Annotated in this window: 20 protein-coding genes; 6 read left to right on the top strand and 14 right to left on the bottom strand. The window is 74.8% G+C overall.

Features of this window, described 5'->3' with window-relative positions; genetic code table 11:
* Window positions 1-10: 10 nt before the first annotated feature.
* Window positions 11-1,024, bottom strand: coding sequence for a zinc-dependent alcohol dehydrogenase (locus ACLFMI_RS18660; protein ID WP_410949174.1), 1,014 nt, complete (start codon window positions 1,022-1,024; stop codon window positions 11-13).
* A 214-nt stretch (window positions 1,025-1,238) separates the two neighbouring features.
* Here ACLFMI_RS18660 and ACLFMI_RS18655 point away from each other — a divergent pair, with 214 nt between their 5' ends.
* Together ACLFMI_RS18655 and ACLFMI_RS18650 are read left to right on the top strand one after the other, a co-directional pair.
* A complete protein-coding gene (locus ACLFMI_RS18655; RefSeq protein WP_410949173.1) occupies window positions 1,239-1,802 on the top strand; it encodes a 2'-5' RNA ligase family protein in 564 nt (187 codons plus the stop codon).
* A 74-nt stretch (window positions 1,803-1,876) separates the two neighbouring features.
* A complete protein-coding gene (locus ACLFMI_RS18650; protein WP_410949172.1) occupies window positions 1,877-2,224 on the top strand; it encodes a substrate-binding domain-containing protein in 348 nt (115 codons plus the stop codon).
* Here the strand turns inward: ACLFMI_RS18650 and ACLFMI_RS18645 are convergent, their stop codons facing one another.
* The 6 genes from ACLFMI_RS18645 to ACLFMI_RS18620 all read right to left on the bottom strand — a co-directional run bounded on the left by ACLFMI_RS18645 (window position 2,225) and on the right by ACLFMI_RS18620 (window position 7,148).
* Window positions 2,225-3,091 carry a DUF559 domain-containing protein gene (locus ACLFMI_RS18645; protein ID WP_410949171.1) on the bottom strand — a complete coding sequence of 289 codons (867 nt, stop codon included), beginning with the start codon at window positions 3,089-3,091 and terminating at the stop codon, window positions 2,225-2,227.
* Window positions 3,092-3,208: 117 nt separating this feature from the next.
* Complete coding sequence (locus ACLFMI_RS18640; protein WP_410949170.1) at window positions 3,209-3,655, bottom strand: type 1 periplasmic-binding domain-containing protein; 447 nt, start codon at window positions 3,653-3,655, stop codon at window positions 3,209-3,211.
* A gap of 74 nt (window positions 3,656-3,729) precedes the next feature.
* On the bottom strand, window positions 3,730-4,947 hold the full coding sequence (locus ACLFMI_RS18635) for an MAB_1171c family putative transporter (protein WP_410949169.1): 1,218 nt from the start codon (window positions 4,945-4,947) through the stop codon (window positions 3,730-3,732).
* 9 nt (window positions 4,948-4,956) lie between these two features.
* On the bottom strand, window positions 4,957-5,484 hold the full coding sequence (locus tag ACLFMI_RS18630; protein WP_410949168.1) for a hypothetical protein: 528 nt from the start codon (window positions 5,482-5,484) through the stop codon (window positions 4,957-4,959).
* Between the two features lie 114 nt (window positions 5,485-5,598).
* Window positions 5,599-6,069 carry a helix-turn-helix domain-containing protein gene (locus ACLFMI_RS18625; RefSeq protein WP_410949167.1) on the bottom strand — a complete coding sequence of 157 codons (471 nt, stop codon included), beginning with the start codon at window positions 6,067-6,069 and terminating at the stop codon, window positions 5,599-5,601.
* Window positions 6,070-6,347: 278 nt separating this feature from the next.
* Window positions 6,348-7,148 (bottom strand): aminotransferase class IV, encoded by an 801-nt coding sequence (locus ACLFMI_RS18620; protein WP_410949166.1) that lies wholly within the window; start codon window positions 7,146-7,148, stop codon window positions 6,348-6,350.
* 67 nt (window positions 7,149-7,215) lie between these two features.
* Between ACLFMI_RS18620 and pabB the strand changes: the two genes are divergently transcribed.
* A complete protein-coding gene (gene pabB / locus ACLFMI_RS18615; RefSeq protein ID WP_410949165.1) occupies window positions 7,216-9,324 on the top strand; it encodes an aminodeoxychorismate synthase component I in 2,109 nt (702 codons plus the stop codon).
* On the opposite strand, the gene ACLFMI_RS18610 is transcribed toward pabB, so the two are convergent.
* Together ACLFMI_RS18610 and ACLFMI_RS18605 are read right to left on the bottom strand one after the other, a co-directional pair.
* Window positions 9,293-12,517: an acetyl-CoA carboxylase family protein gene (locus ACLFMI_RS18610; protein WP_410949164.1), complete on the bottom strand. Its 3,225-nt coding sequence runs from the start codon at window positions 12,515-12,517 to the stop codon at window positions 9,293-9,295. The genes pabB and ACLFMI_RS18610 overlap by 32 nt on opposite strands.
* Entirely contained in the window at window positions 12,514-14,115 is a 1,602-nt protein-coding gene (locus ACLFMI_RS18605) for an AMP-binding protein (RefSeq protein WP_410949163.1), read from the bottom strand. Before ACLFMI_RS18605 ends, ACLFMI_RS18610 begins: the two co-directional genes overlap by 4 nt.
* A 60-nt stretch (window positions 14,116-14,175) precedes the next feature.
* On the opposite strand from ACLFMI_RS18605, the gene ACLFMI_RS18600 reads away from it, so the two are divergent.
* Window positions 14,176-14,793, top strand: a complete 618-nt coding sequence (locus ACLFMI_RS18600; protein ID WP_410949162.1) for a TetR/AcrR family transcriptional regulator — start codon at window positions 14,176-14,178, stop codon at window positions 14,791-14,793.
* Between the two features lie 9 nt (window positions 14,794-14,802).
* On the opposite strand, the gene ACLFMI_RS18595 is transcribed toward ACLFMI_RS18600, so the two are convergent.
* Window positions 14,803-16,194, bottom strand: a complete 1,392-nt coding sequence (locus ACLFMI_RS18595) for an aspartate aminotransferase family protein (RefSeq protein WP_410949161.1) — start codon at window positions 16,192-16,194, stop codon at window positions 14,803-14,805.
* A gap of 174 nt (window positions 16,195-16,368) precedes the next feature.
* Here ACLFMI_RS18595 and ACLFMI_RS18590 point away from each other — a divergent pair, with 174 nt between their 5' ends.
* Window positions 16,369-18,441 (top strand): HNH endonuclease signature motif containing protein, encoded by a 2,073-nt coding sequence (locus ACLFMI_RS18590; RefSeq protein ID WP_410949160.1) that lies wholly within the window; start codon window positions 16,369-16,371, stop codon window positions 18,439-18,441.
* Between the two features lie 221 nt (window positions 18,442-18,662).
* On the top strand, window positions 18,663-19,637 hold the full coding sequence (locus ACLFMI_RS18585; RefSeq protein WP_410949159.1) for an alpha/beta fold hydrolase: 975 nt from the start codon (window positions 18,663-18,665) through the stop codon (window positions 19,635-19,637).
* Between the two features lie 18 nt (window positions 19,638-19,655).
* Here ACLFMI_RS18585 and ACLFMI_RS18580 read toward each other — a convergent pair whose 3' ends face one another.
* Genes ACLFMI_RS18580 through kdgD form a run of 4 tightly spaced genes read right to left on the bottom strand, consistent with a single transcriptional unit; the run spans window position 19,656 to window position 24,694 of the window.
* Entirely contained in the window at window positions 19,656-21,005 is a 1,350-nt protein-coding gene (locus ACLFMI_RS18580) for an enolase C-terminal domain-like protein (protein WP_410949158.1), read from the bottom strand.
* Between the two features lie 39 nt (window positions 21,006-21,044).
* Entirely contained in the window at window positions 21,045-22,559 is a 1,515-nt protein-coding gene (locus ACLFMI_RS18575; RefSeq protein ID WP_410949157.1) for an aldehyde dehydrogenase (NADP(+)), read from the bottom strand.
* Between the two features lie 13 nt (window positions 22,560-22,572).
* Entirely contained in the window at window positions 22,573-23,745 is a 1,173-nt protein-coding gene (locus tag ACLFMI_RS18570) for an L-talarate/galactarate dehydratase (protein ID WP_410949156.1), read from the bottom strand.
* A 34-nt stretch (window positions 23,746-23,779) separates the two neighbouring features.
* A complete protein-coding gene (kdgD, locus tag ACLFMI_RS18565; RefSeq protein ID WP_410949155.1) occupies window positions 23,780-24,694 on the bottom strand; it encodes a 5-dehydro-4-deoxyglucarate dehydratase in 915 nt (304 codons plus the stop codon).
* Window positions 24,695-24,769 lie beyond the last annotated feature (75 nt).

Here is a 24,769-nt window from a genome sequence, read left to right as displayed (position 1 = left end):
CTCCCTGCCATCAGGTGTAGCAGACCCGGGTACCGAGCTCGTCCGGTTCGGGACCGGCCGCGATCCGGGACAGCTCGGCCGGCAGGTCGTCGAACCGGACATCTCGCGTGATGAGTGTGTCGAACGCCGGATCGGCGAGGAGCTCCAGGGCCAGTCCCAGCCGGTCGGCGTGCGTGCGGCTGGCCCGTCTGGCCGCCGCCACGGCCCCCACCTGGCTGCCGTGGACCCCCAACCGGCGGGAGTGGAAGTCCCCGCCGAGCTCCACCGTCACCGGACGGTCGCCGTACCAGCTCAACTCCAGCACCCGGCCGTCGTCGGCGAGCAGGTCCAGCGCGCGGGTCAGCCCGGCCGCCGTCGCGCTGGTGTGCACCACGTGGTCGCGGCCGCCGGTGGCGTCCACGGGCAGCGCGAACGCGGCGCCGAGCCGCTCGGCCACAGCGGCCCGGGACGGCTCGACGTCGACCAGCTCGACCCGCACCCCCGGGATCCGGGCGGCGACCGCGGCGACACAGCACCCGACCGCCCCGGCACCGACGACCGAGAGCCGGTCCCCGACCAGCGGCGCGAGGTCCCAGAGCGCGTTCACCGCGGTCTCCACCGTTCCGGCCAGCACGGCCCGCTCCGCGGGCACCCCGGGCGGCACCGGCAGCACGGAGGCAGCCGGCACGACGTAGCGGGTCTGGTGCGGGTACAGGCAGAACACGGTGTGTCCGCGCAGCCCGGCCGGTCCCTGCTCGACCACGCCGACGTTGAGGTAGCCGTACTTGACCGGGCCGGGGAACTCGCCCTCCTGGTACGGGGCCCGCATCACCGCGTGCTGCCCGGCGGGCACGCCGCCGCGGTGCACCAGCGCCTCGGTGCCCCGGCTGACCCCCGACCAGAGGGTCCGGACCAGCACGTCGTCCGGGCCGGGCGCGGGCAGCGCGACCGGCCGGATCGCGCCGCGGCCGGGTTCCAGCAGCCAGTAGGCCCGGTCCTGCGCCTCGGCGGGGCCGGGCCCGGGGTGCCCGTCGGTGCGGTGCACGTCGTGATCCTCCTTCTGCCGGCCGGGGCGGGGCGGGGTGTCGCCCGGGTGGCCGGATGACCGGATCCCTGCGCCGGGGCAGCGCGGGGATCCGACGTGGCTCCGCACCGGGGGTCGCGGAGCGCGGCCACCGTAGTGCGTGCCGGCCCGGATGGCGAGCAGGCCCGGATGGTGAGCGGGGACAACCGTCCCTCGCGAATGCCATGATCGGGAGGTGGCACAACCCGGTCGGACCGCCGTCGTCGTTCCCGTGCCGGGCCTGGACCCGCTGCTGCGGGCGGTGGCCGCACACCGGCCGGAGGCCGTCCGGCCGGGGGTCCCCGCGCACCTGACCGTGCTCTACCCGTTCCTCCCCGCGGAGCAGCTGACCGAGCAGACCGTCGGACGGTGCCGTGAGCTGTGCGCCGGCACCGGTCCGCTCCGGCTCCGGTTCGACCACGTCGAGGCCGGCCCGTCGATGGTGTTCCTCGCCCCGGTGCCGGCCGCGCCGGTGGCCGCGCTCACCCGGTCGTTCATCGCGCAGTGGCCGGAGTGCCCGCCCTACGGCGGCCGGTTCGGGCCCGAACCGGCACCGCACCTGACGCTCGCACTCGCCCCGGGCCCCGACACCGACACCGGCCCCGGCACCGGCCCGGCCTCCGGCACCGACCCCGACGAGGGCGCCCGGATCGCCGCGCTGGCCGAAGGGTTCCTGCCGGTGGAGACGGAGCCGGCGGCGGCCGTGCTGGTCGAGCTGACCGACAGCGGCTGGGCTCAGCGCGCGGTGCTGCCGCTCTGACCGGTCCCGGAGCGCGGCTCGAGGGGTCCGGCAGGCCGTCGAGCACCTGGTCGGGGGCCGGGCACCGGGAGATCGTGCACGTCGACGGCGGGTCCGGGCCGAACGCCGCGATCCGCCGGGACGGCTACCTCGCGGCGATGGCGGCGGCCGGGCTCGCGGACCGGACCCGGGTACTGCCCGGTGCCTACGACGAGGAGGCCGGGATCGCGGCCTCCCGGACGCTGCTGGACGGCCCCGACCTGCCGACCGCCGTGGTCGCGGCCAACGACCGGCGCGCGATCGGCCTGCTCGACACCCCGGGCGGCGCCCCGGTGGAGCAGGTCCTGGCCCTGCAGCTCGTCGTCCGCCGCACCACCGCTCCGGTGATCACGGATCGGGAACCAGGACGGCCACGGGCGGCCGGATCGCTTCCGGATCCGTGATCAGCCGGCCAGGCGCAGGGTGTGCCGGATCTGGGCGACGACGCGGGCCGGTGCGGTGTCGAGCTCGTGCCAGGTGACGCGCAGCAGCGTCCAGCCCGCGGTCACGAGGTCGTTGCCCTTGCGGCGGTCCCGGCGGAAGCGCTCGACGTCGCTGTGCCACGCCCAGCCGTCGAACTCGATGGCGACCCGCTGCTCGGGGAACGCGAGGTCGAGCTCGTACGGGCCGAGCTCGTAGCCGCGGACCCAGCCGGTGATGCCGGCGTCGCGCAGCAGCCGGACCAGTCGCCGTTCGGCCTGCAACGCCGCCCGGTCCCCGGCCGCGACGAGCAGGGTCCGGGCGGCGGTGGCTCCGGTCGCACCGCTCATCCGGCACCAGGCGGCGTGCAGCGCCTCGAACGTGACCCACCGCTGCAGGACACGGTCGAGGAACGCCGCCCCGTCCTCGATCGCGATCGCCGTCTCCAGCGCGGTCAGCGGCCGCGCGGTGAGCGCGATCCCGCGCACCACCGAGCGATCGACCCACGCGACGTCCCGGCGCCGGACGCGGACACCCGATCGCGGGCGTCGCACCACCGCCCGCGGGACCGTGATCCCGACCATCGGCGGCGGGCTGTCGAGCATGCGGTGCCACCACGCCGCCGCGGGACCGGACACCAGGGCCGACGGTCCCGCCCACAACCAGGCCCCGCGGCTCCTCGCCGCGAACCCGTAACGGTGCCCGCCGGCGAGGAGCACCCCCGGGAACGGCGCGGACCACCGGCCGGCCACGACCCACCGGTGCACCGTCCGGGCCGAGACCCCGCAGGCCACCGCCTGCGCGACGGTCAGGACCCCGTCCTGGTCCCGCAGCACCCGGTCCAGATCCATCCCCCGACCCTGCACAGGCGCCCGCCACCCCACGTCCGGATTGACGGAAGCGAACGCCTGATCACGGATCCGGAAGCAGGGCGGCCGGGGATGACCGAATCCCTTCCGGATCCGTGATCACCGGGTACCGGGAGCCGGCCCGTCCGCTCGCGGGGCGCCGTCGGGCGCCGGGGTACGAGGCGGGGTGCGAGCACGACCTCGCGGGGCTCGGCTCAGCGCGTCGAGCAGGCCAACGGCGCACCGGTCGTTGAACACCGCGACGGCGGTGGGCAGCTCCGGGCGGTCCAGCAGGATCCCGGCCGCGCGGGCGCCGCCGACCTCGCCGTGCTCACCGGGCACCACCCGGTCGGCCGACCCGGCGGCACGCATCGCGGCCCGGTACCCCTTCCGCCGTTCTGTCACGGTCGCCGTAGGCAACCGCGAGGAGTGCGAGGTCGCGGTCGGCGCCCCTCCCGGGACCGGGGTGCCCCGCAGCACGATCGAGACCATCGCCCGGGAGACCCCGGCGGCGGCCACGTCGTCGAGCGCCGGACGCCGCCGCGGCCGCTCGGCCGCCTTCGTCACGGTTCGCGTCCCCTCATCGTTCGGACCAGCCGGACGGTAGCAGCGGGGTGCACATGCCGGGTGATCACCGGCTGTCAGCGCGCGACGCCGCCGGGCAACGGCTCGATGTCGTGCCGGGCGAGCGCCTCGGACACCCGGGCCAGCCAGCGCGCCTCCTCCCGCACGTCGTCGGTGTGCCCGGCGGCTTCCGGCGGCGCCGGCGGGCGAACGGCCGGGGTCTCGTGCCGGTAGCGCTCGATCGCCGTGGCGAGGTCGGCGGCCTCGACGGCGACCCGGGCGTGCGCCCCGGACAGCCCGGCGGCCCGGGCACGGCGGGCGTGCTCGTCGGTGTCGTCGCGGCTGCGGTACGGCTGCAGGATCAACCCGCCGTCCCGGACCTCGACGGTGCGCCGGTAGAGCCGCAGCGCGGCGTCGTGCCGGGGGACGCTGCCGCGCACGGCGCCGGGTGAGGTCAGCGCGATCTGCGGGACCGCCGCGTACATCGCGTGCCACAGCGGGCGCAGCGATCGGGCCAGGCGGGCGTCGGTGATCCGGTGGCGCAGCTCACCCGGGGCGCTGAGCAGGAACGGAACTCCGAGACCGAGCACGATCAGGCCGACCGACAGCGCCGGGAACCCGATGTCGAGCGTGCAGTCGAGCCGGCTGAACGGTCCCGCGCAGTACCGGTCCGCCCCGCCGCCGGCACCGGCGTAGGCCAGGACCGTGGTGGAGATCTTCGACGTCGAGTAGGCGAGGCCGAACACGCACCCGGCGGCGACGACGAGCATGCCGATCCGCAGCCGGTGCCGGGTCCGGGTGACGGCCCGGCCCGCCAGCAGCAGCATCCGGACCAGGGTCAGCGTGAGGAAGAGCGCGTACACCACGACGTAGGTGGTCAGGGCCGGGGCGTCGCGGTAGTCGAACAACCCGATCGCCGCATCCGACCGGTCGCCCAGGAAGAACGTGACGACCAGGACGGCCAGCACCGCGACCAGCGCCACCGTCCCGCGCCCGGCCCGCTGCCCGCCGGGCGCCGGATCGTCGCGGCCGTGCAGGTACCCGAGCATCTGCGAGAAGCCGTACGCGGCCACCAGGGTGCAGCAGTTCGACAGCAACCGCCCCACCCCCGGGACGACCGCGCTCGCGACCTGCTGGGTCGCCGGGGCGATGACGACGAACGCGCACCCGAGCGCGACCAGCGCCGGCAGCAGCGGCGTGACCCCGTCCCGCCCGCGGGCCCGCCAGGACTGCTGCCGCGGCACGCAGGTGCCGGCACAGAGGGCGGCGACCAGCAGGAAGACGGCGCTCACCATCGCGGCGCGCTACCCGAAGACGTCGGCGATCCGCCGGTACAGCCCGGACTCGCCGTGCGGGACCCGGCCGGAGTCGATCAGGTCGTCGGACGGGGCGGCGGCGAGCCGGATCAGGGTCCCCACCATCTCCGCCTCCTGCTCCTCGTCGCTGCTGTAGGTCGAGCGGCCCAGCATGTGCCCGGCGAGCCGGGAGCCCACCGGCAGCCCGAGGTCCGCGAGCGAGCCGAGCGCGACATCGCACGCGCCACGGTGCTCGCACACCATGTGGCCGATCTCGTGCAGGACGATGTGTGTCTGGTGCACGGTGCTGGTGTTGGCGGCGTGCACGATCACGTCCCGGCCGTCCTGGCGCAGCCACAGCCCGCACGGGCCGCTGCTGGTGACGTGCGTGGGATGCAGGTCGATCGGGCGCCCCCGGTGGGCCTCGAACCGGTCGAGCAGCAGATCCAGGTCGAACGGCCGGGGGATGCCGCCGATGTCCCTGTCCAGCCGGTCGACCAGGCCGGCGCAACGCCTGCGCAGCTCCGGGTAGCGCACCTGCCGCCTCTCCGTCCCTCGTCCACCGTCGTCGGCCGCCCGTGCCGCGAGCCGCGTGCAGTACGCGTGCCGCGTCGAGGCCGTCCCGCCGTCCGATCCGGATGCTCTCACCGATCAGCCGTCGCCGCGCCGTCGGCGGCGGCCCGGGTGGCCGCTGCGCTGCTGCAGGTCGCCCATCTCGCGGATGATCCGGGAGATCGACTGCCGGTACTCCGGATCCAGGTCGAGCGCCCGCATGGCGATGTCCTTGACACCGTGGTCCCGGATCGCCTGCAGCAGGGCGATCTCCTCGTCGACCTCCTGCGCGACCCGGTCGTTGAACAGGTAGGCGAGCGTGACGCCGTAGAAGGCGACGATCGCCTCGAGCTTCTGCAGCGACGGGTTCGGCCGCTTCCCGGTCTCCATCTGGTGCAGGTAGGCCGCGGACACCGTCTCGCCCCGGCGCCGGATGCCCTCCGAGACCTCCTCCAGGGTGTAGGGGCTCCGGTCGGCGGGGTGCACCGAGGTGCGCAGGGTGTGCAGCCGTTCGCCCAGCGTGGGGGCGGCGCCCGGTGCCCGCTCGCCCGTCTCCTCCGGTCCGGTCACGCCCGTCCCCCTCCCCCGCGGCCCGTACCGGGCCGCGGCTCGCACCGCCCGCCGACTCGACCGGCGGCGGATTTGACAGCCGTCCACTTCGGCCAGCATATTCTGGCACAGCGAGATTAGCTGGCAATCGGAGCTTCCGTCTTCGTTGCCGTGGATCGGAGCCGGGGGACGCAGCCGCGCGCTGCACGGTTCCGGCGCCCGGGTCGGCCGCCGCGAGGGGGGCGGCCGACCCGGGCGTCCCGCTGTCCAGCGGGCCGTGCCGCTGGCCGTGCCGGTGTCTACAGGGCCGTGCCGGGCGCGGCGGCGTGCAGCTTCGCCAGCCGGGTCAGGACCGGGTGCACGTCGGGGAACCGGTGCCCGTCGATCGCGGAGATCGCCCGGACGCCGGTGGTGGCGTTGGTGGCGAACGCGGCGTCGAAGCGGTCCAGCCCGGCCACCGGTACGACCTCGTCGGTGCTCCCGCGGTCGCCGAGGGCGGCACGCAGCAGGGTGCGCCCGGTACCCGCCAGCGCGGGCCCGGCCGGCCAGACCACCCGGTCGCCCGCGACGAGACCGACGTTCCAGGTGCTGCCCTCCAGGAGCGTCCCGTCACCGGTGAACAGGACGTCGTCGGCGCCGTCGCGCAGGGCCGCCCGGCGCAGGTGCATCGCGGCGAACAGGTCGACGCTCTTGACCTCGGGCAGGGTCCGCCGGTGCGCGACGGTGCGCACCCGCAGCGGCGGCGGTGCCGTGCCCGGGGCGGGCCGGGTGGTGACCAGGAGGCGCGGGTCGGCGGGCTCGCCGACGGTACCCAGGTCCAGCGCCGGGTCCGCCACGGTGACCCGGACGACGGCGGCCCCGCGGGCGGGGACGGCGTCCCGGACCCGGGCCCGGACGGCGTCCGGGTCGAGGTCGGTGTCGAACAGCGCCCGGCTGTCCCGGGCCAGCCGTCGCAGGTGCAGCTCCAGGCCCCGGACCCGGTGGTCGGTCACCAGCATCGTGGTGAAGTGGCCGTAGTTGGTCAGGGCGAGCGCACGCAGCGTCCGCAAGTCGGCGTCGGCGGAGTCGTCGGCACGGTCGGCCCCGGTCGGTACGGCCATGGCGGGCACCGTGCCACACCGGCCCGCCGGATCGTCGCGGTGCGCCGCGCCGGACAATGGCGCGGTCATGCGCACCCTGCTGGTCGACAACCACGACTCGTTCACGTTCAACCTGTTCCACCAGCTGGCGCAAGTGAACGGGACCGAGCCCGAGGTCGTCCGCAACGACGACCCGCGCTGGCGGCCCGCGATGCTCGCAGCCTTCGACAACGTGGTGCTCTCCCCCGGCCCCGGGACGCCGGACCGGGCCGCCGACATCGGGCTGGGCGCCGGGATCGTCGCGCAGGACCGGGTGCCGGTGCTGGGCGTCTGCCTGGGGCACCAGGCCGTCGCGCGGCAGCACGGCGCCCGGGTCGTGCGAGCCGACGAGCCCCGGCACGGGCGGGTCTCGTCGGTCCGGCACGACGGCACCGGGCTGTTCGCGGGCCTGCCGGACCCGTTCGACGTGGTGCGCTACCACTCGCTGACCGTCACCGACCTGCCCGCCGGGCTGCAGGCGACGGCGTGGACCACGGACGGGGTGCTGATGGCGTTGCAGCACCGCACGCTGCCGCAGTGGGGGGTGCAGTTCCACCCGGAGTCGGTCGGGACCGGGCACGGGACGGCGCTGCTGGCGAACTTCGGGACGCTCACCGAGCGCCGGTCCCGGTCCGGGCGGGTCGCGGCGGGCGCCCCCGCCGTCCCGGCGTTCCGGGAGCCGGCGGCCGGGGCACCGGGGCCCCGGCGGCGGCTCCGGCTGCTGGTCGAACCCGTCCCGGACCCGCCGGACGGCGAGGCCGCCTTCGACGCGCTGTTCCGGACCGGCCGGCACCCGTTCTGGCTGGACAGCAGCCGGCCGGGCGGGCGGTACGGCCGGCTGTCGATGATGGGTGATGCGTCGGGCCCGCTCGGCCGGACCGCCGAGGCCGACGTGCACGCCGGCACCGTCACCGTCACCGGCGGGCGGGTCAGGCGGGTGCTGCACACACCGTTCCTGCGCTGGCTGGAGCGCGACCTGGCCGGGATCGAGACCGACGTCCCCGCGCTGCCGTTCGAGTTCACCCTGGGCTGGGTCGGCTACCTGGGCTACGAGCTGAAGGCCGAGTGCGACGGCGCCGCGGTGCACCGCTCCCCCGACCCGGACGCGTCGATGGTGTTCGCCGACCGCGGCCTGGTCCTGGACCACCGGGACGGCACCGGGCACCTGCTGGCGCTGGCCGAGGACGGCGACGAGACCGCGGCCCGGGACTGGCTCGCCTCGGCCGCGGCGAGGCTCGCGGCCACGGCCGGGGACCGGCCGGAGCCCGCCCCGCCACCCGACACCGGGCCGGTGCACCTGCGGCACGACCGGGCGTCCTACCTGGAGCTGGTCCGGGCCTGCCAGGCCGAGATCGCCGACGGCGAGACCTACGAGGCGTGCCTGACCAACATGGTCTCCGCCCGGGTGCGGCTGGACCCGTGGCAGGCCTACCGGCGGCTGCGGCGCACCGACCCGGCACCGTTCGCGGCGTTCCTGCACTTCGGTCCCACCGCCGTGCTGAGCACCTCGCCGGAACGTCTCCTGAGCATCGACCGGCACGGGCTGATGGAGTCCAGACCGATCAAGGGGACCCGGCCGCGCGGCGCGACCGCGGCGCAGGACGCACAGCACCGGGCGGACCTCGCGAGCGCCGAGAAGGACCGCGCCGAGAACCTGATGATCGTCGACCTGGTCCGGCACGACCTGGGCCGCAGCGCCGAGGTCGGCTCGGTCGTGGCCGACCCGCTGTTCGACGTCGAGTCGTTCGCCACCGTGCACCAGCTGGTCAGCACCGTGCAGGCGCGGCTGCGGCCGGACACGAGCCCGGTCGCGGCCGTGCGCGCCGCGTTCCCCGGCGGGTCCATGACCGGCGCCCCGAAGATCCGGACCGTGCAGCTGCTCGACCGGCTCGAAGGGGGTCCGCGCGGGGTCTACTCCGGGGCGATCGGATACGTCTCGCTGACCGGTGCGGTGGACCTGAGCATCGTCATCCGGACCGCGGTGCTGCGCGGCGACCGGGTGCGCTACGGCGTGGGCGGGGCGGTGATCGCGCTGTCCGACCCGGCGGCGGAGTTCGAGGAGACCGCGGTGAAGGCCGCCCCGCTGCTGCGACTGCTGGAAGCGGAGTTCCCGGGCCGGACGGCGGTCACCGCCCCCGCTGGGTCAGCACCCGGCTGAGCACGTCCCGGGTGTCCGCCGGGTCGATCACGTCGTCCACCTCGAACACGGTCGCGACGTTCAGCGCCTTGCCCCGCTCGTAGTAGCCGGCGACCAGCTCGTCGAACCGGTCCCGCCGGGCCGCCGCGTCCTCGATCGCGGCCAGCTCGGCCCGGAAACCGAGCCGGACCGCCCCCTCCAGGCCCATCCCGCCGAACTCCGCGGTAGGCCAGCCGACGGTGATCGCGGGGGCGTGCAGGTCCCCGCCGGCCATCGCCATCGCTCCGAGGCCGTAGGCCTTGCGCAGCACGACCGTGCACAGCGGGACCGTGAGCCGGGCTCCGGCCACGAACATCGCGCCGAACCGACGGACGGTGGCGGTCCGCTCGGCGTCCGGGCCGACCATGAAGCCGGGGGTGTCGCACAGCGAGACCACCGGGAGCCGGTGCGTCTCGCACAGCTCCAGGAACGCGGCGGCCTTGTCCGCGGCGTCGGCGTCGATCGCGCCGCCGAGGTGCTCCGGGTTGTTGGCCAGGACGCCGACCGCCCGGCCGTCCAGCCGGGCGAACCCGGTGAGGATCCCGGCGCCGAACCCGCCGCGCAGTTCCAGCAGGCTGCCGGTGTCGAACAGCGCGTCCAGCACCGGCCGCAGCCGGTAGGCCCGGACCCGGTCCTCGGGCACGAGATGCCGCAGCCCGCGCGGGTCGGCGTGCTCCCCCGCAGCCCGGCGGCCGTCCAGGTAGGACAGCCAGCGGCGGGCGTCGGCGATCGCGGCGGCGTCGTCGGGCACCAGGCGGTCGACGACGCCGTTGGCCCACTGCACGTCCATCGGCCCGACGTCGTCGGCGGCGACCACACCCAGGCCACCGCCCTCGATCATGGCGGGTCCACCCATCCCGAGGCTGCTGCCCTCGGTCGCGATGATCGTGTCGCAGGCCCCGGCCAGCGCGGCGTTGCCGGCGAAGCAGTACCCGCTGACGACGGCCAGCGTCGGCACCTGCCCGCGCAGCTGGGCGAGCAGCCGGAACGTCGGGACGTCGAGCTGGGCGACCGCGGAGGTGTCGGTGTCGCCGGGGCGCCCGCCCCCACCCTCGGCGAAGATCACGACCGGCATCCCGTCCCGGGCGGCGAGGCGGAACAGCCGGTCGGTCTTGGCGTGGTTGAGCACGCCCTGGGTCCCGGCGAGCACCGTGTAGTCGTAGACCATGACCGCGACCGGGCGGCCGTCGACGGTGCCGGTGCCGGTGATCAGGCCGTCCGCGGGGGTGCGGGCGACGAGGTCGTCGAGGTCACGGCGGCCGCGCTGGGCGGCGAGGGTCAGCGCCCCGTACTCGACGAGGCTGCCCTTGTCGAACAGCGCGTCCAGGCTCTCGCGGGCGGTGTGCCGGCCGGCCGCGTGCCGGCGTGCGGTGGCGTCGGGCCGGCCCTCGTCCAGCCCGGTGCGACGCCGGTCGAGCGTCTCGGCCAGGTCCGGCCGGATCCGGTCCGGGTCGACGTCGGTCTCCGGTGCGGCGGCCGCCGGGTCGTCGGCGGCGCCGGTGAGGAACGCGACCGGGGCCCCGGCGGCGACGGTGTCGCCGACCCGGACCGTGACGGTGTCGACCGTCCCGGCCCGCTCGCCGCACACGGCGTACTGCATCTTCATCGCCTCGACGACGACGAGCTCGGCGCCCGCGGCGACGGCGTCCCCGCCGGCCACCTCGACCGCGACGACGACGCCCTGCTGCGGGCTCCGCACGGCCTCGGCGCCCTCGGACGCGCGCAGCTCGGCCTCTGCTCCCGCAGCGTCCGGCCCCACGGCTTTCGGTCCGGCGGCGTTCGCTCCAGCGGCCGGCTCCGCGGCGTCCGGCAGCGCGGAGACCCGCGGCCGGTCGGCGAGCTCGGCCAGGTGCGCGTCCAGGAACGCCGTGTCCAGGGTGCCGTCGGTGAGCTCGGGCCGGGCCAGCAGCGCCTGCAACAGGGCCAGGTTCGCCTGCACCCCGGCGAGGTCGAACTCGGCGAGCGCGCGCCCCGCCCGCGCCGCGGCGGCGGCCGGGTCGGCGCCGGTCACGATCACCTTGGCCAGCAGCGCGTCGTAGCGCGGGCCGATCGGGTAGCCGGCGTAGCCGTGGGTGTCGACGCGCACCCCGCGCCCGGCGGGTGGCTGGAACCGGGTCAGCGTCCCGGAGCCGGGCGTGACGGTGCCGTCGACCCCGACCGTCTCGGTGTTCACCCGGGCCTGCACCGCCGCGCCTCGCGGGACCGGCGGCACGGACAACCCCAGGTCGGCCAGCCGCGCACCGCCCGCGACCCGCAGCCCCAGCTCCACCAGGTCGAGCCCGGTGACCTCCTCGGTCACCGTGTGCTCGACCTGGATCCGCGGGTTGACCTCGAGGAACGCGAACTCGGGTCCCGACACGAGGAACTCGACCGTCGCCAGCCCGGAGCATCCCGCGACGAGCCGGCTCGCCGCCTCGTGCAGGGCGGCCCGGACGGCGTCGGGCAGGGCGGGAGCGGGCGCGATCTCGACCAGCTTCTGCCTGCGGCGCTGCGCCGAGCAGTCCCGGTCGCCGAGCACGACGATGTCGTCGCCGTCGCCGAGAAGCTGGATCTCGACGTGCCGGGCGTGCGGGAGCAGCCGCTCGACGTACACCCCAGGGTCGCCGAAGGCCGCCTCCGCCTCGGCGGCGCAGCGGCGCAGCGCGTCGTCGAGGTCCTCGGGACGGGTGACCGGGCGCATGCCACGCCCGCCGCCCCCACCGAGTGCCTTGACCATCACAGCGCCACCCGGGCCGAGCGCGTCGAGGAACGCCCGCGCGGTACCGGGGTCGGTGCGGCCCTGGGTGCCGGTGAGCACCGGGACGTCCAGCTCGGCCGCGCGGGCCCGGGCCCGGCTCTTGTCGCCGAACAGGGCCAGCGACTCGGGGCCCGGACCGGCGAAGGTGATGCCGTGCGCGGCGCAGGCGCGGGAGAGCGCGGGGTTCTCGGAGAGGAACCCGTAGCCGGGGTGCAGCGTGTCGCACCCGGTGCGGACCGCGGCGGCGACGACCTGCTCGACGTCGAGGTAGGCGGCCGCGCCGGTGCCGGGCAGCCGGACCGCCTCGTCGGCGCGGGCGACGTGCGCGCACGCCGCGTCGTCCTCGGGGTGCACGGCGACCGTGCGGATCCCGAGCGCCGCGGCGGTGTTCATGATCCGGACCGCGATCTCGGCGCGGTTGGCCACCAGCAGGGTCACCGGCTGCTCCGGCGCAGCACGATCCCGGCCGCCTCGCGGTCCCACACGTCGTCGTGCACTCCCGTCTGCCGCAGCTCGTGTTTGTGGATCTTCTGGGTGGGCGTCTTCGGCAGCTCGGCCGCGAGCTCGAGGTAGCGCGGCACCATGAAGTAGGGCAGCCGGTCGACCAGGAACCGGGTGAGTTCGGCCGGGTCGACGGTGCGGCCCTCACGGGGCACGACGACCGCCTTGATCTCGTCCTCGGTCAGCTCGGACGGCACCGCGACGACCGCGCTCTCGTAGACGTCCGGGTGCTCGTTGACCACCCGTTCCACCTCGAAACTGGAGACGTTCTCGCCACGCCGGCGCAGCGCGTCCTTCATCCGGTCGGAGAAGAAGAACCGGCCCTGCGCGTCGGTGCGGAACGCGTCGCCGGTGTGCACCCAGCCGTCGACCAGCGTCTCGGCGGTCCTGTCCGGCAGGTTGTGGTACCCGCGCATGACCAGGCGCGGGTCCTCGGGCCGTACCCGCAGCTCCCCGACCTGGCCGGTCCCGACGTCGCGGCCGGTGTCGTCGACCAGGCGCAGCTCGAAGCCGTCGCGCGGGAAGCCGCACTCGCCGCCGACGACCGTCTCCGGAGGTCCGTTGAGGACGGCGCCGATCTCGCTCATCCCGTACACGGCGGCGAGGTCGATGCCGAACCGGGTGCGGAACCCGTCGACGTCGCTGGCGAGCGGCGCCATCACGGCCAGCTCCAGGGGGTTGTCGGCGTCGTCCGGGCGGGGCTGCGCCTGCTGGAGCAGCTCGGCCATCGCGCCGAGCATGACGGTGACCGTGACGCCGTGCTCGCGCACCGTCGGCCAGAACCGGCTGACCGAGAACGACGGCTCCAGCACGCACACCGCCCGGTGGATCAGCGCCTGGTAGACGCCGTACCACTGGCCGGCGAGGTGGAACAGCGGCAGCGTGACCAGGATCCGGTCACCCGGGACGGGGCGGGCCTGGTCCTCACGGGAGGCGTAGGTGTAGGCGTGCGCGTGCGAGATCAGCACGCCCTTGGACGGCCCGGTCGTGCCGGAGGTGTACATGTACGCCATCAGGTCGGCGGCGTCGATCGGCTCCGGCGCGGCGGGGTCGGCGCCGAGCACCTCGTCCAGCCCGACCACCCGGAACCGGTCCCGCAGCCCGTCGGCGGCCGCGGTGTCGCCGCGGACGACGAGCGTGCGCAGCGCGGTGAGCTCGCCCGCGACCTGCGCGATCCGCTCGACGTAGGACTCGTCGCAGACCAGCACCCCGGCGCCGGAGTCGTTGAGCACGTGGGTGAGGAAGCCGCCCTTGTAGGCCGAGTTGACCGGCACCTCGACCATCCCGCCGAGGCTCGTGCCGGTCCAGGTGTGCACGGCGTCGAGCGAGTTGTCCATCAGCAACGCGACCGGGTCCTGCCGGGCGACGCCGAGCGCGGTGAGCCCGCCGGCGATCCGCAGCGAGCGCTGGTGGCTCTCGGCGAACGTGTACCGCCCGCCGGGTCCGATCTGGGCGGTCTCGTCCGGCACCTCGACGAGGGCGCGGTCGTACGCGGCGCGCAGCGTCCGGTCTCGTACCGGCGGCAGACCTGACATCGATTCCTCCTCGTCACCCCTGACGACCTGCGCTACTTTACAGAAGTGTCAACCTCAAGGGTGTCAAGCCCAGGCGACGGCCTCGGCGACCGCGCCCTCGGCGCGCGGGACAAGCGGGAGCGGCTCCTCGACGCGGCCGAGGAGGCGTTCTGCCGGTTCGGGCACGCCCGCACGACCGTCGCCGAGCTGGCGGCCGCCGCCGGGGTGACCCGCCCGACCGTCTACGCCTACTTCCCCTCCAAGGACGACGTGTTCCGCGCGCTCGCCGACCGGGTTCGCGACGAGTTCCTCCGGTTGCAGGAGGACGTCGACACGTCCTCGCCGGCCCGGACCGCGCACGAGGCGGTGCACGCCTTCCTCGCCGCCTACACCCGGCACCACGGTATCCTCGTCGTCCTCGCGCACCAGGCGCTGGTCGATCCGGCGATGCGCGAGCTCCGTGAGGAGATCGTCGCCCGGGTGGAGCGGCGCAACACCCGCTTTCTCGAACGCCTGGTCGTCGAGGGCCGCGCCGATCCCGCCGTGCCGCCCGCGGAACTCTCCCGGGCGATCACCGGCATGGTCGCCCGGGCCGCCGAGCTCGCCGTCGACATCGCGGAGGGCACGGAGCGGCCGGGTGACGGGCTCGTCGCCCTCTACCTGCGGATGGCCGGGATCGACGACGACCGGCCCGACTAGTGGCGCTGCCTAGCGCGCCACACCCTCCCCGGCGGTCCGGCGCTCGATCACCCGCCGCGAACCCGTCACGTCGGTCAGGGCGTCGTCCAGGATCGCCAGGCCGCGGTCGATCTCGGCGTCGCTCGCGGTCAGCGGCGGGGCGATCCGGAACGTCCCGCCCATCCCGGGCAGCTGCACGATGTTCATGTGCAGGCCGAGCTCGGCGCAGCGCCGGGTGACGGCGGCGCCGAGCGCGTCCGCTCCCCCGCCGTCCGGCCCCGAGCCGTCCGGTTCCCGGCCGTCCAGTCCTCCGCCGGCGACCAGTTCCAGGCCGACCAGCAGCCCGCGGCCCCGGACGTCGCCGATCACCGGGTGCCGACCGGCAAGTTCCTGGAGCCCGGTGCGCAGCCGCTCGCCGAGCTCGCGGGCCCGTAGATCCAGGCGGTCGCGGTGCAGCACGTCGAGCACGGTGTTGCCGACGGCGGCCGGCAGCGGGTCGTTGACGTGCGTGGTGAAGAACAGGAAGCCGCGGTCGTGCGCCTCCTGCTCGATCGCGGCGCTGGTCAGCACGGCCGCCAGCGGCAGGCCGGCGCCGAGGGTCTTGGACAGGGTGAGGATGTCGGGGACGACGCCGTCGCGCTGGAAGGCGTACCAGTCGCCGGTGCGGCACAGCCCGGTCTGGGCCTCGTCGACGATCAGCAGCATGCCCCGCTCGTGGCACTTGTCGCGCAGCGCGGCCAGGTACCCGGGCGGCAGCTCGACGACGCCACCGGAGCTCAGGATCGGTTCGACCAGGCAGGCCGCGAGGCTGCCGACCGACTGGGCGTCGATCAGGTCGAAGCCCAGGTCGAGCTCGCGGCGCCAGTCCAGGTTCCCCTCGGCGTCGACGACGCCGGGCCGGAACCGGTCCGGGACGGGCAGCGCGAAGTTGCCGGGCGCGGCCGGCCCGTAGCCGTTCCGGCCGGCGACGTAGGTGGCGTTCGCGGCTGCCCCGGTCATGCCGTGCCAGGACCGGGCGAACGACACGACCTCGTGCCGGCCGGTCACGAGCTTGGCCATCCGCAGCGCGGCCTCGTTCGACTCGGCGCCGGTGGTCAGGAGCATCGCCCGGTCCAGCGGGCCACGCACCGACGGCGCCGGCAACGTCTCGCCGAGCCGTCGGGCGAGATCGAGGACCGGGCGGCTCAGCATGCCGCTGTAGACGTGGTCGAGCCGGCCGACCTGCTCGCGCACGGTCGCCACGATCTCAGGGTGCGAGTGACCGAGGATCGCGCTCATCTGGCCGGAGGTGAAGTCGAGCAGCTCGCGGCCGTCCTCGGTGACCAGCACGCTGCCCGCAGCCCGGTCGACGACCCCGGGGCTGAAGGCGCCGCGGCCGGCGTAGCGGATGAGGTGCCGGGCGGGATCGCTGCGGTCGGGCATGCCCCGACGCTACGAACGGCGACGGTGCGCGTCCATCCCACGATCCCGGCAGCTCCGTCACGCCACGCGGCTCCTCGGACCGGACGCGGCGCACGCAGGGCCATCCGGGTGAACTCGGACCGCACCGGGTTCCGGCGACCCGGAACTGTCGGTGGTCGCACGTAAGTTCGAAACATGGCCGAGGTGGCGGAACTGGTGGACCGGGTGGTGGCGTTGCCGCCCGGCCCGGAACTGTCCACCGTGCTGGCCGCACTGCCGTGGGAGAAGATCCCGAACGCGCGCCTGGTGGAGGTGCTGCAGGCTCGGTACCGGCAACTGTCACACGAGCAGGCCGAGTGCTACGCCGGCATGGTCGAGATCGGCCACGCCGTCGCCGTCGAGGACCTGCCCGGCGACCGGGCCACGGCGGTGCTGCGCACCGAGGACCAGTTCGACTGGGCCTCCCACGAGATCGCAGCCGGACTCACCCTCACCCCGACCACATCGGATCGCGAACTCGCCTTCGGCGTCGCCCTGTGCGAGCGCCTGCCCCTGGTGTTCACCGCCCTGCAGCAGGGCCGCATCGACACGGGGAAGGCCCGCGTCTTCGTCGAGTACCTCGACCCCGCGAGCGGGGACGTGACCGAGACCCAGGCCCGACGGCTCTGCGAACGGTTCGTCCCGCTCGCCCCGGGACTGACCACGAAACAACTCGCGGACCGGCTCTACCGGGCATTGCTGGCCATCGACCCACAGCTGCGGCGACGCCGCTACGAACGCGCCGTCCAAGAACGCCGCGTAGCGCTCTACCTGGATCCACGGACCGGCACCGCCACCCTGGTCGGCGACGGACTACCCGCCGACGAGGCAGCCGCCGCGGCCGCACGCATCGACCGCCTGGCCGCGGCAGTGACACGCGCCGGACATCCCGGCCGACTCGGCCAGATCAGCAGCGACCTGTACCTCGGGATGCTCAACGGCGAGTTCCACGGCCTCACCGAGAACGAGATCATCCACCGACTCCTGGACACCCGACGACCCGAGGACGACCCTGCTGCCGACACCGAACCCGACACCGACACCGGCTCCGGCTCCGGCTCCGGCTCCGGCTCCGGCTCCGGCTCCGGCTCCGGCTCCGGCTCCGGCTCCGGCGACACCGCCGAGCCCGCCGACCGCCCGGACAACGCCCCCGCGACAGGGGACGGCGTAGCCGCCCCGACGGTCGCAGAGACCGACGGGAAAGCCGAGACCAGCGACGACGAGACCCGAGACGACGAGACCGGCGACGACGGGGCCGGAACCGGCGCCGATGGCGCGGAGGACGCGGACGGCGACACCGGCACCGAGCCCAACCACCCGGACGAGCCGACGGCCGATACCGGCGGTCACCAATGGCCCGGCGAACGAGTGGCCACCCGCGAGGGCATCGAAATCCGCGCCGGACTGGGCACCCTCGCCGGACTCGACGAACGACCCGGCGACATCCCCGGCCTCGGCCCCGTAGGCGCACACGTCACCCGCACCGCCACCGCCCGGCAACGACGCGGAGCACGCTGGCTGTTCGCCATCGTCGACCCCCACGGCCACCTCCTCCTGGCCGGACCACTGCGCCGCCGCCCCCACACCGACACCGGCACACCACCTGCGGTGCGGGGCGGAGTGGTCGAACTGCACCTGAGCCTCGAGGAACTGCAGCGCTACGCCGCCGACCCCACCCTGACCGACTGGCACCCACTACTCGCCGAGATCGCCCACGCCTGGAACGACCGCGACCAACGGCACAAACGCCTGGCCGCCCACCCGTCCGCACGGTTCGCACGCGGCCCCCTCGCCGACCACATCCACATCCGCGACCGCACCTGCACCGGCCCAGGCTGCACCCGCACAGCCCGCCGCTCCGACCTCGACCACACCCGCAACCACAGCCGCGGCGGCCCGACCGTGCAGGCCAACCTCGGACCCGCCTGCACCCGCCACCACGCGGACAAGGACCGCGGCTGGACACTCACCCAACCCGAACCCGGCCTGTTCCGCTGGACCAGCCCACTCGGACGCACCTACTGGACCCGAGGAGAACCGGTACGCCCAGACCTCCCCGACCCTGACCCCGCCGAGCACCCGGACGAGGAGACCGCCACCGAAGTCGACCAGCGGCTGCGCCGCCACGACCGGCCGATGCTGAAGCGACCGGTCACGGACCCGCCCCGACCACCGCCACCGCCACCGCAGCCGGACCCGCCCCCGGGCGAGGAACCGCCACCGTTCTAGGCGTGGTGGGCACGGCCGTTGTCGGCGGCGCGTGCGTTCTCGACGCACGCTCCCCAGGATCGAACGGGTGTGCGAGCTCTCGCACGGTGCCACGGTGGACGGCGACGTGAGCGCGGGCACCGAGGGTCACACCACACCGGACGGTGGTGGGCCCGCGCCGCCGGTAGCGTCGATGACGAGACCCGGCCAGGTACGCCGAGCCGGGAGCGCGGAGGTGTCGGATGGCGGGCGAGATGCCTGCGGAGCAGGAGATCCTGCTGCACGGACAGCGAGTCAGCTACCGGGAGAGCGGCAGGGGGAACCGGGAGACCGTGCTGCTGGTGCACGGACTGGCCGCCGGGTCGACGACCTGGTCGTCGGTGCTCGGCCCGCTTGGCCGGGACCTGCACGTGCTGGCCCCGGACCTCCTCGGGCACGGGTCCAGCGAGGCGCCGCGCAGCGGCGACTACTCGCTCGGCGGTTTCGCGACCGGTCTGCGCGACCTGCTGGTCGCCCTGGACGTCGAGCGGGTCACGATCGTCGGACACTCCTTCGGCGGCGGCGTGGCCATGCAGTTCGCCCACCAGTTCCCGGAGTTCACCGAGCGGGTGGTCCTGGTCTCCAGCGGCGGCCTGGGCCACGACCTCACGCTCGCCCTGCGCGCGGCCAGCCTCCCGGGCACCGAGCTGGTGCTGCGGTCGGCGGCCTCACTGACGCCGCGCTGGATGCGCCGGACCGTGCACCGGATCGCGCGCGCAGTGGGCAGCGTCCCGGCCTCCGACGTCGACGGCGTGCACGCGGCCTGGGAGTCGTTCGCCGACCGTGGCACCCGCGGCGCGTTCGTGCAGACCGCCCGCGGCGCCCTCGAGCCGTCCGGCCAGCGCCTCGACGGAGCGCAGCGGCTGCACCTGCTCTCCGAGGTGCCGGTGCTGCTGGTCGGCGGCGACCGGGACAAGGTGATCCCGCTCGAGCACACCCTCGCCGCGCACGACCGGCTGCCCGGCAGCCGGCTGGAGGTCTTCACCGGCGCCGGACACTTCCCGCACGCCGAGCAGCCGCAGCGGTTCGCCGACCTGCTCCGCGAGTTCGTCGGCGGCACGGCCCCCGCCGACGGCAGCCGGGGGGCGGTGCGCCGGCGGATCCTCGGCGTCCCGCAGCTCGCGCCGCCGGCCGGCACCCGTGCCACCGACGGCCTCACGGCGGACGGCGCACGCTGACGGGCCCCGGACCGGCTGTCAGCCGGCCGGGGACGGCACCGGCCGGTCCAGGCACGGCCGCTTCGGGTCGAACTCCCAGCCCGGTAGGAGGGTGCGCAACGCGGCCGCGTCGTCCCGCGTGCCGAGACCGTGCTCCACGTACAGCTCGTGCGCGGCCGCGACCGCGTCCTCGTCGAGCTCGATGCCCAGCCCGGACCGACGCGGAACGTCGATCGCCCCACCGGATATCTGCAGCGGGGCGCTCGTGAGGCCCTGGCCGTCCTGCCAGATCCAGTGCGTGTCGATCGCGGTGACATCACCCGGCGCGGCTGCGGCCACGTGGGTGAACATCGCCAGCGAGACGTCGAAGTGGTTGTTGGAGTGCGAGCCCCAGGTCAGGCCCCAGGCGTCGCAGAGCTGGGCGACCCGGACGGAGCCGGACATCGTCCAGAAGTGCGGGTCGGCCAGCGGGATGTCCACCGCGTCGGCGCGGATCGCGTGGCCGAGCTGCCGCCAGTCGGTGGCGATCATGTTCGTGGCGGTCGGCAGGCCGGTGGCGCGCCGGAACTCGGCCATCACCTCGCGGCCGGAGTAACCGTTCTCGGCACCGCACGGATCCTCGGCGTAGGCCAGCACGTCGCGCAGCGAGTACCCGACCCGGATCGCCTCGGCCAGCGACCAGGCACCGTTCGGGTCGAGAGTGACCCGGGCGTCCGGGAACCGCTGCTTGATCGCCCGGACGGCGGCCGCCTCGTCGTCGGCGGGCAGCACGCCGCCCTTGAGCTTGAAGTCGGCGAACCCGTAGCGCGCGTGCGCGGCCTCGGCCAGCCGCACGACGGCCTCCGGGGTGAGAGCCTCGGAGTCGCGCAGCCGGGTCCAGTCGTCGGTCGCCCCCTCGGCAGCACGGTAGGGCAGCCCCGTCCGGGTGCGGTCCCCGACGTAGAACAAGTAGCCCAGCGCGGGCACCCGGTCCCGGACCTGCCCGTCACCGAGCAACTCGGCGACCGGAATCTCCAGGTGCTGCCCGAGCAGGTCGAGCAGCGCCGACTCGAGCGCTGTCAGCACGTGCACCGTGGTCCGGAGGTCGAACGTCTGCGCCCCCCGGCCACCGGCGTCCCGGGCGGCGAACCGCTCCCCCACCGCGCGCAGCGTGGACCGGTACCCGCCCACCGCACTCCCGACGACGAGCGCACACGACTCGTCGAGAGTGACCCGGATGGGCTCGCCGCCGGGCACCTCCCCGACGCCGGTCCGGCCCTCGGTGTCGGTCAGCACCAGCAGGTTGCGGGTGAAGAACGGGGCGTGCGCGCCGGACAGGTTCAGCAGCATGCTGTCCCGGCCGGCCACAGGCACGACGCGCAGCGCCGCCACCGTCGGTACTCGTGACACCGTGATCCTCCTCGATCTCGCCGGTGGGTGGGGTCGGGCTCAGGCGCCGGTGACGAGCACGCCGTCGACCCGGCGCGGGATCGCGGCACGATCGTCGGTGAGCTCGGCCGGGAGCAGCTCGGCCGGTGCGTTCTGCCAGGTCACCGGCCGCAGGAAGCGCCGGATCGCGCTGGCGCCGACCGAGGTGTGCTGGGTGTTGGTCGACGGCCAGGGCCCTCCGTGGTGCTGGGCCCAGGACACCGCGACCCCGGTCGGGTAGGCGTCGAACAGGATCCGGCCCGCCCGGTCGCGCAACGCTCGTACGACCGCAGCGGGCAGCTCGGTCTCCCCCGTGCCGCGCTGCACGGTGGCCGTGAGCGAGGACGGTAGGCCCGCCAGTGCCGCGAGCAGGTCGGTCCGATCGTCGTATCGCAGGATCACACCGAGCGGGCCGAAACACTCCTGGTCCAGCCCGTCCGGAACCGCTCCGGCCGGGGCGGTGAGCAGCAGCGGTGCGCCGCCGAACCCGTCCCCTCCGGGCTCCGCCCCGCTGGCGACGACGCCGACGCTGGGCAGCGCGGACAGTCGCGCAGCGATCTCGGCGTAGGAGGCGGCGATGCCGCCGTTCAGCAGCACAGGCGCGGCGCTGCCCCGGACCGCGTCGGCGGCGGCCGCGACCAGCGCGTCACCGTCCGGACCGGTGGGCACCAGGGTGACGCCCGGCTTGGTGCAGAACTGGCCGCCGCCCAGGGTGAACGACCCCGCCAGCTCCGCACCGATCGCCGCGCCCCGCTCGGCGGCCGCCGCCGGGGTGACGACGACCGGGTTGAGGCCGGCCAGCTCGCCGAAGAACGGGATCGGGTCCGGCCGGGACGCGATGGCGTCCATCAACGCCTGCCCACCGCCGAGCGACCCGGTGAATCCGACCGCGCGGATCGCCGAATCGGTCACCAGCGCGACGCCCGCCGCGCGGCCGTACACGATCCCGACGGTGCCCTCCGGGGCTCCGGCCTTGGTCGCCGCGCCGGCCAGAATCAGGGCACACAGCGCGGAGGTGGCCGGGTGCGACTCGTGTGCCTTCACCACGACCGGGCTGCCTGCCGCCAGCGCGGACACGGTGTCGCCGCCTGGCACCGAGAACGCGAGCGGGAAGTTGCTCGCGCCGAACACCGCGACCGGGCCGATCGGGACCAGCATCCGGCGCAGGTCCGGCCGCGGGCCCATCGGGGTGTCGGCGGCGTGGTCGATCGTCGCCTCGAGGTAGCTCCCCTCGCGGAGCACCTCACCGAACAGCCGCAGCTGGTAGCAGGTGCGGGTGAGCTCGCCGTTCAGCCGGGCCGGGCCGAGCGCGGTCTCCCGGTCGGCCACGGCGACGACCTCGTCCCGGTGTGCCTGCAGGGCGTCGGCCAGGGTGTCGAGCAGGTCAGCGCGCCCGGACCGGCCGAGTGCTTCCAGCCCGGGTGCGGCCTCGGCGGCGGTGGCGCAGAGCGCGGCGGTCCCGGCGGCCGTCGTCTCCCGGGCGACGGTCTCCACCGCCGCACCGGTGCGGGGGTCGACGCTCACGACGTCGGTCATAGGTGGTCCTCCTTCAGGAACGGTGCGGGGCATGGACGGTCACGCTGTCCACGGTCCAGGCACGCAGCTGGTCGCTGAGGGTCACGCCGAGACCCGGCCGGTCGGAGATCAGCATCCGGCCGTCGCGGATCTCAAGGCGTTCCTCGAACAATGGGTGCAGCCAGTCGAAGTGCTCCACCCACGGCTCGTGCGGGTACGCCGCGGCGAGGTGGACGTGGATCTCCATCGCGAAGTGCGGGGCCAGCTGCAGGTGGTCGACCTCGGCGAGCGTGGCCAGGCGCAGGAACTGGGTGATGCCGCCGATCCGCGGCGCGTCGGGCTGCAGGACGTCGGCCGCGCCGACCTTGATCAGCGCATGGTGCTCGGCGACGCTGGTCAGCATCTCACCGGTGGCGACCGCGGTGTCCAGCGAGCGGGCCAGCGCGGCGTGCCCCTCGACGTCGTAGGCGTCCAGCGGCTCCTCGATCCACACCAGGCCGAACCGCTCCAGCGCCCGGCCGACCCGCATCGCGGTCGGACGATCCCACTGCTGGTTGGCATCCACCATCAGCGGAACGCCGTCGCCGAGATGCTCGCGGACCGCGGCGACCCGGCGCAGGTCCTCGGCGGAGTCCGGCAGCCCGACCTTGATCTTGACGCCGCCGATGCCCTCCTCCAGGGTCCGGGTGGCGTTCGCCCGGACCTGGTCGATCGACTCGTGCAGGAACCCGCCAGAGGTGTTGTAGCAGCGCACCGAATCGCGGTGCGCGCCGAGCAGCTTCGCCAGCGGCAACCCGGCGCGCTTGGCCTTCAGGTCCCAGAGCGCGACGTCGATCGCGGCCAGTGCCTGGGTGGCGGCGCCGCTACGCCCGACCGACGCGCCCGCCCACACCAGCCGGGTCCAGATCCGGCCGATGTCGCTCGGGTCCTCGCCGATCAGGTCCGGGGCGACCTCGCGGGCGTGCGCGAACTGCGCGGGGCCTCCGGCCCGCTTGGCGTAGCTGAACCCGACGCCCTCGAACCCGCCCTCGGTGCGGATCTCGGCGAACAGGAACGCGACCTCGGTCATCGGGCGCTGCCTGCCGGTGAACACCTTGGCGTCGGAGATCGCGTTCGGCAGCGGGAGGGTGACCGAGGACAGCGTCACCGAGGCGATGCGGTCTCCGACGGCCGGCGCGGCGGTGGGCACGGTCAGGGAGGCGGACACGGAGGCTCCTTCGTGGGAGATCGGCCGGGGCGGGTCAGTGCGCGCGGCGGACCAGCGCGGCCAGCTCGTCGCGCTCGGCGGTCGTGAGGTCGGACAGCGGCGGGCGCATCGGGCCACCGTCCCGGCCGACCGCCGTGAGCCCGGCCTTCACGATCGAGACCGCGTAGCCGCGGGCGCGGTCGCGGATGTCCAGGTAGGGGATCACGAACTCGTTCAGCATGCGGTAGACCTCGACCCGGTCCTGAGCGCGGACGGCGGCGAAGAACTTCAGGGCGAACTCGGGCAGGAAGTTGAACAGCGCCGAGGAGTAGGTCGAGACACCGAGCTGGAGCAGCGGAAGCGCGAACGTCTCCGCGGTGGGCAGGCCGCCGATGTAGATCAGGCGGTCACCGAGACGGGCGTAGGTCCGGGTCATCCGCTCGATGTCACCGACGCCGTCCTTGAGACCGACGAGGTTCGGGTTGCGGTCCGCGGCCTCCGCGACGGTGACGTCGTCGAGCACCGCGTTCGCCCGGCTGTAGACGATCACGCCGAGATCGGTGGCCCGGCACACGGCGCCGATGTGCTCGACGAGCCCGCGCTGCGGCGCCTCGGTCAGGTACGGCGGCATCAGCAGGATCCCGGAGGCCCCGGCGTCCTGCGCGGCGCAGGCCTGCTCCACGGCGACGGCGGTCGCCCCGGTCGCCGGGGCCAGCACCGGCACCCGGTCGCCGACCTCGTCCACCGCGACCCGGACGACCCGGTCGGTCTCCTCCCGGGTCAGCGAGAAGCCCTCGCCGGTGCCGCCTGCGGCGAACAGGCCCGCCACGTCGAAGCCCGACTGCCAGTCGAGGTGCTGCCGGTAGCGCTGCTCGTCGAACTGGAGCTCGGCGTCGAAGTGGGTCACGGGGAACGAGAGCAGGCCCGCGGTGAGGCGGGCCGCCAGCTCGTCGGGGGTGGTGTTCGGCACGGATTCTCGTCCTCGCGTCTCGACTTAACGCCGCCGTTGGCGCGGCGCGGGATGCGACGACCACGCTAGGAACGT

It is taken from the genome of Pseudonocardia nantongensis, assembly GCF_046546495.1.
Lineage (GTDB): Bacteria > Actinomycetota > Actinomycetes > Mycobacteriales > Pseudonocardiaceae > Pseudonocardia > Pseudonocardia nantongensis.
Note: the sequence above shows the minus strand (reverse complement) of the source record. Positions and strands in the feature narration are given on the sequence as shown.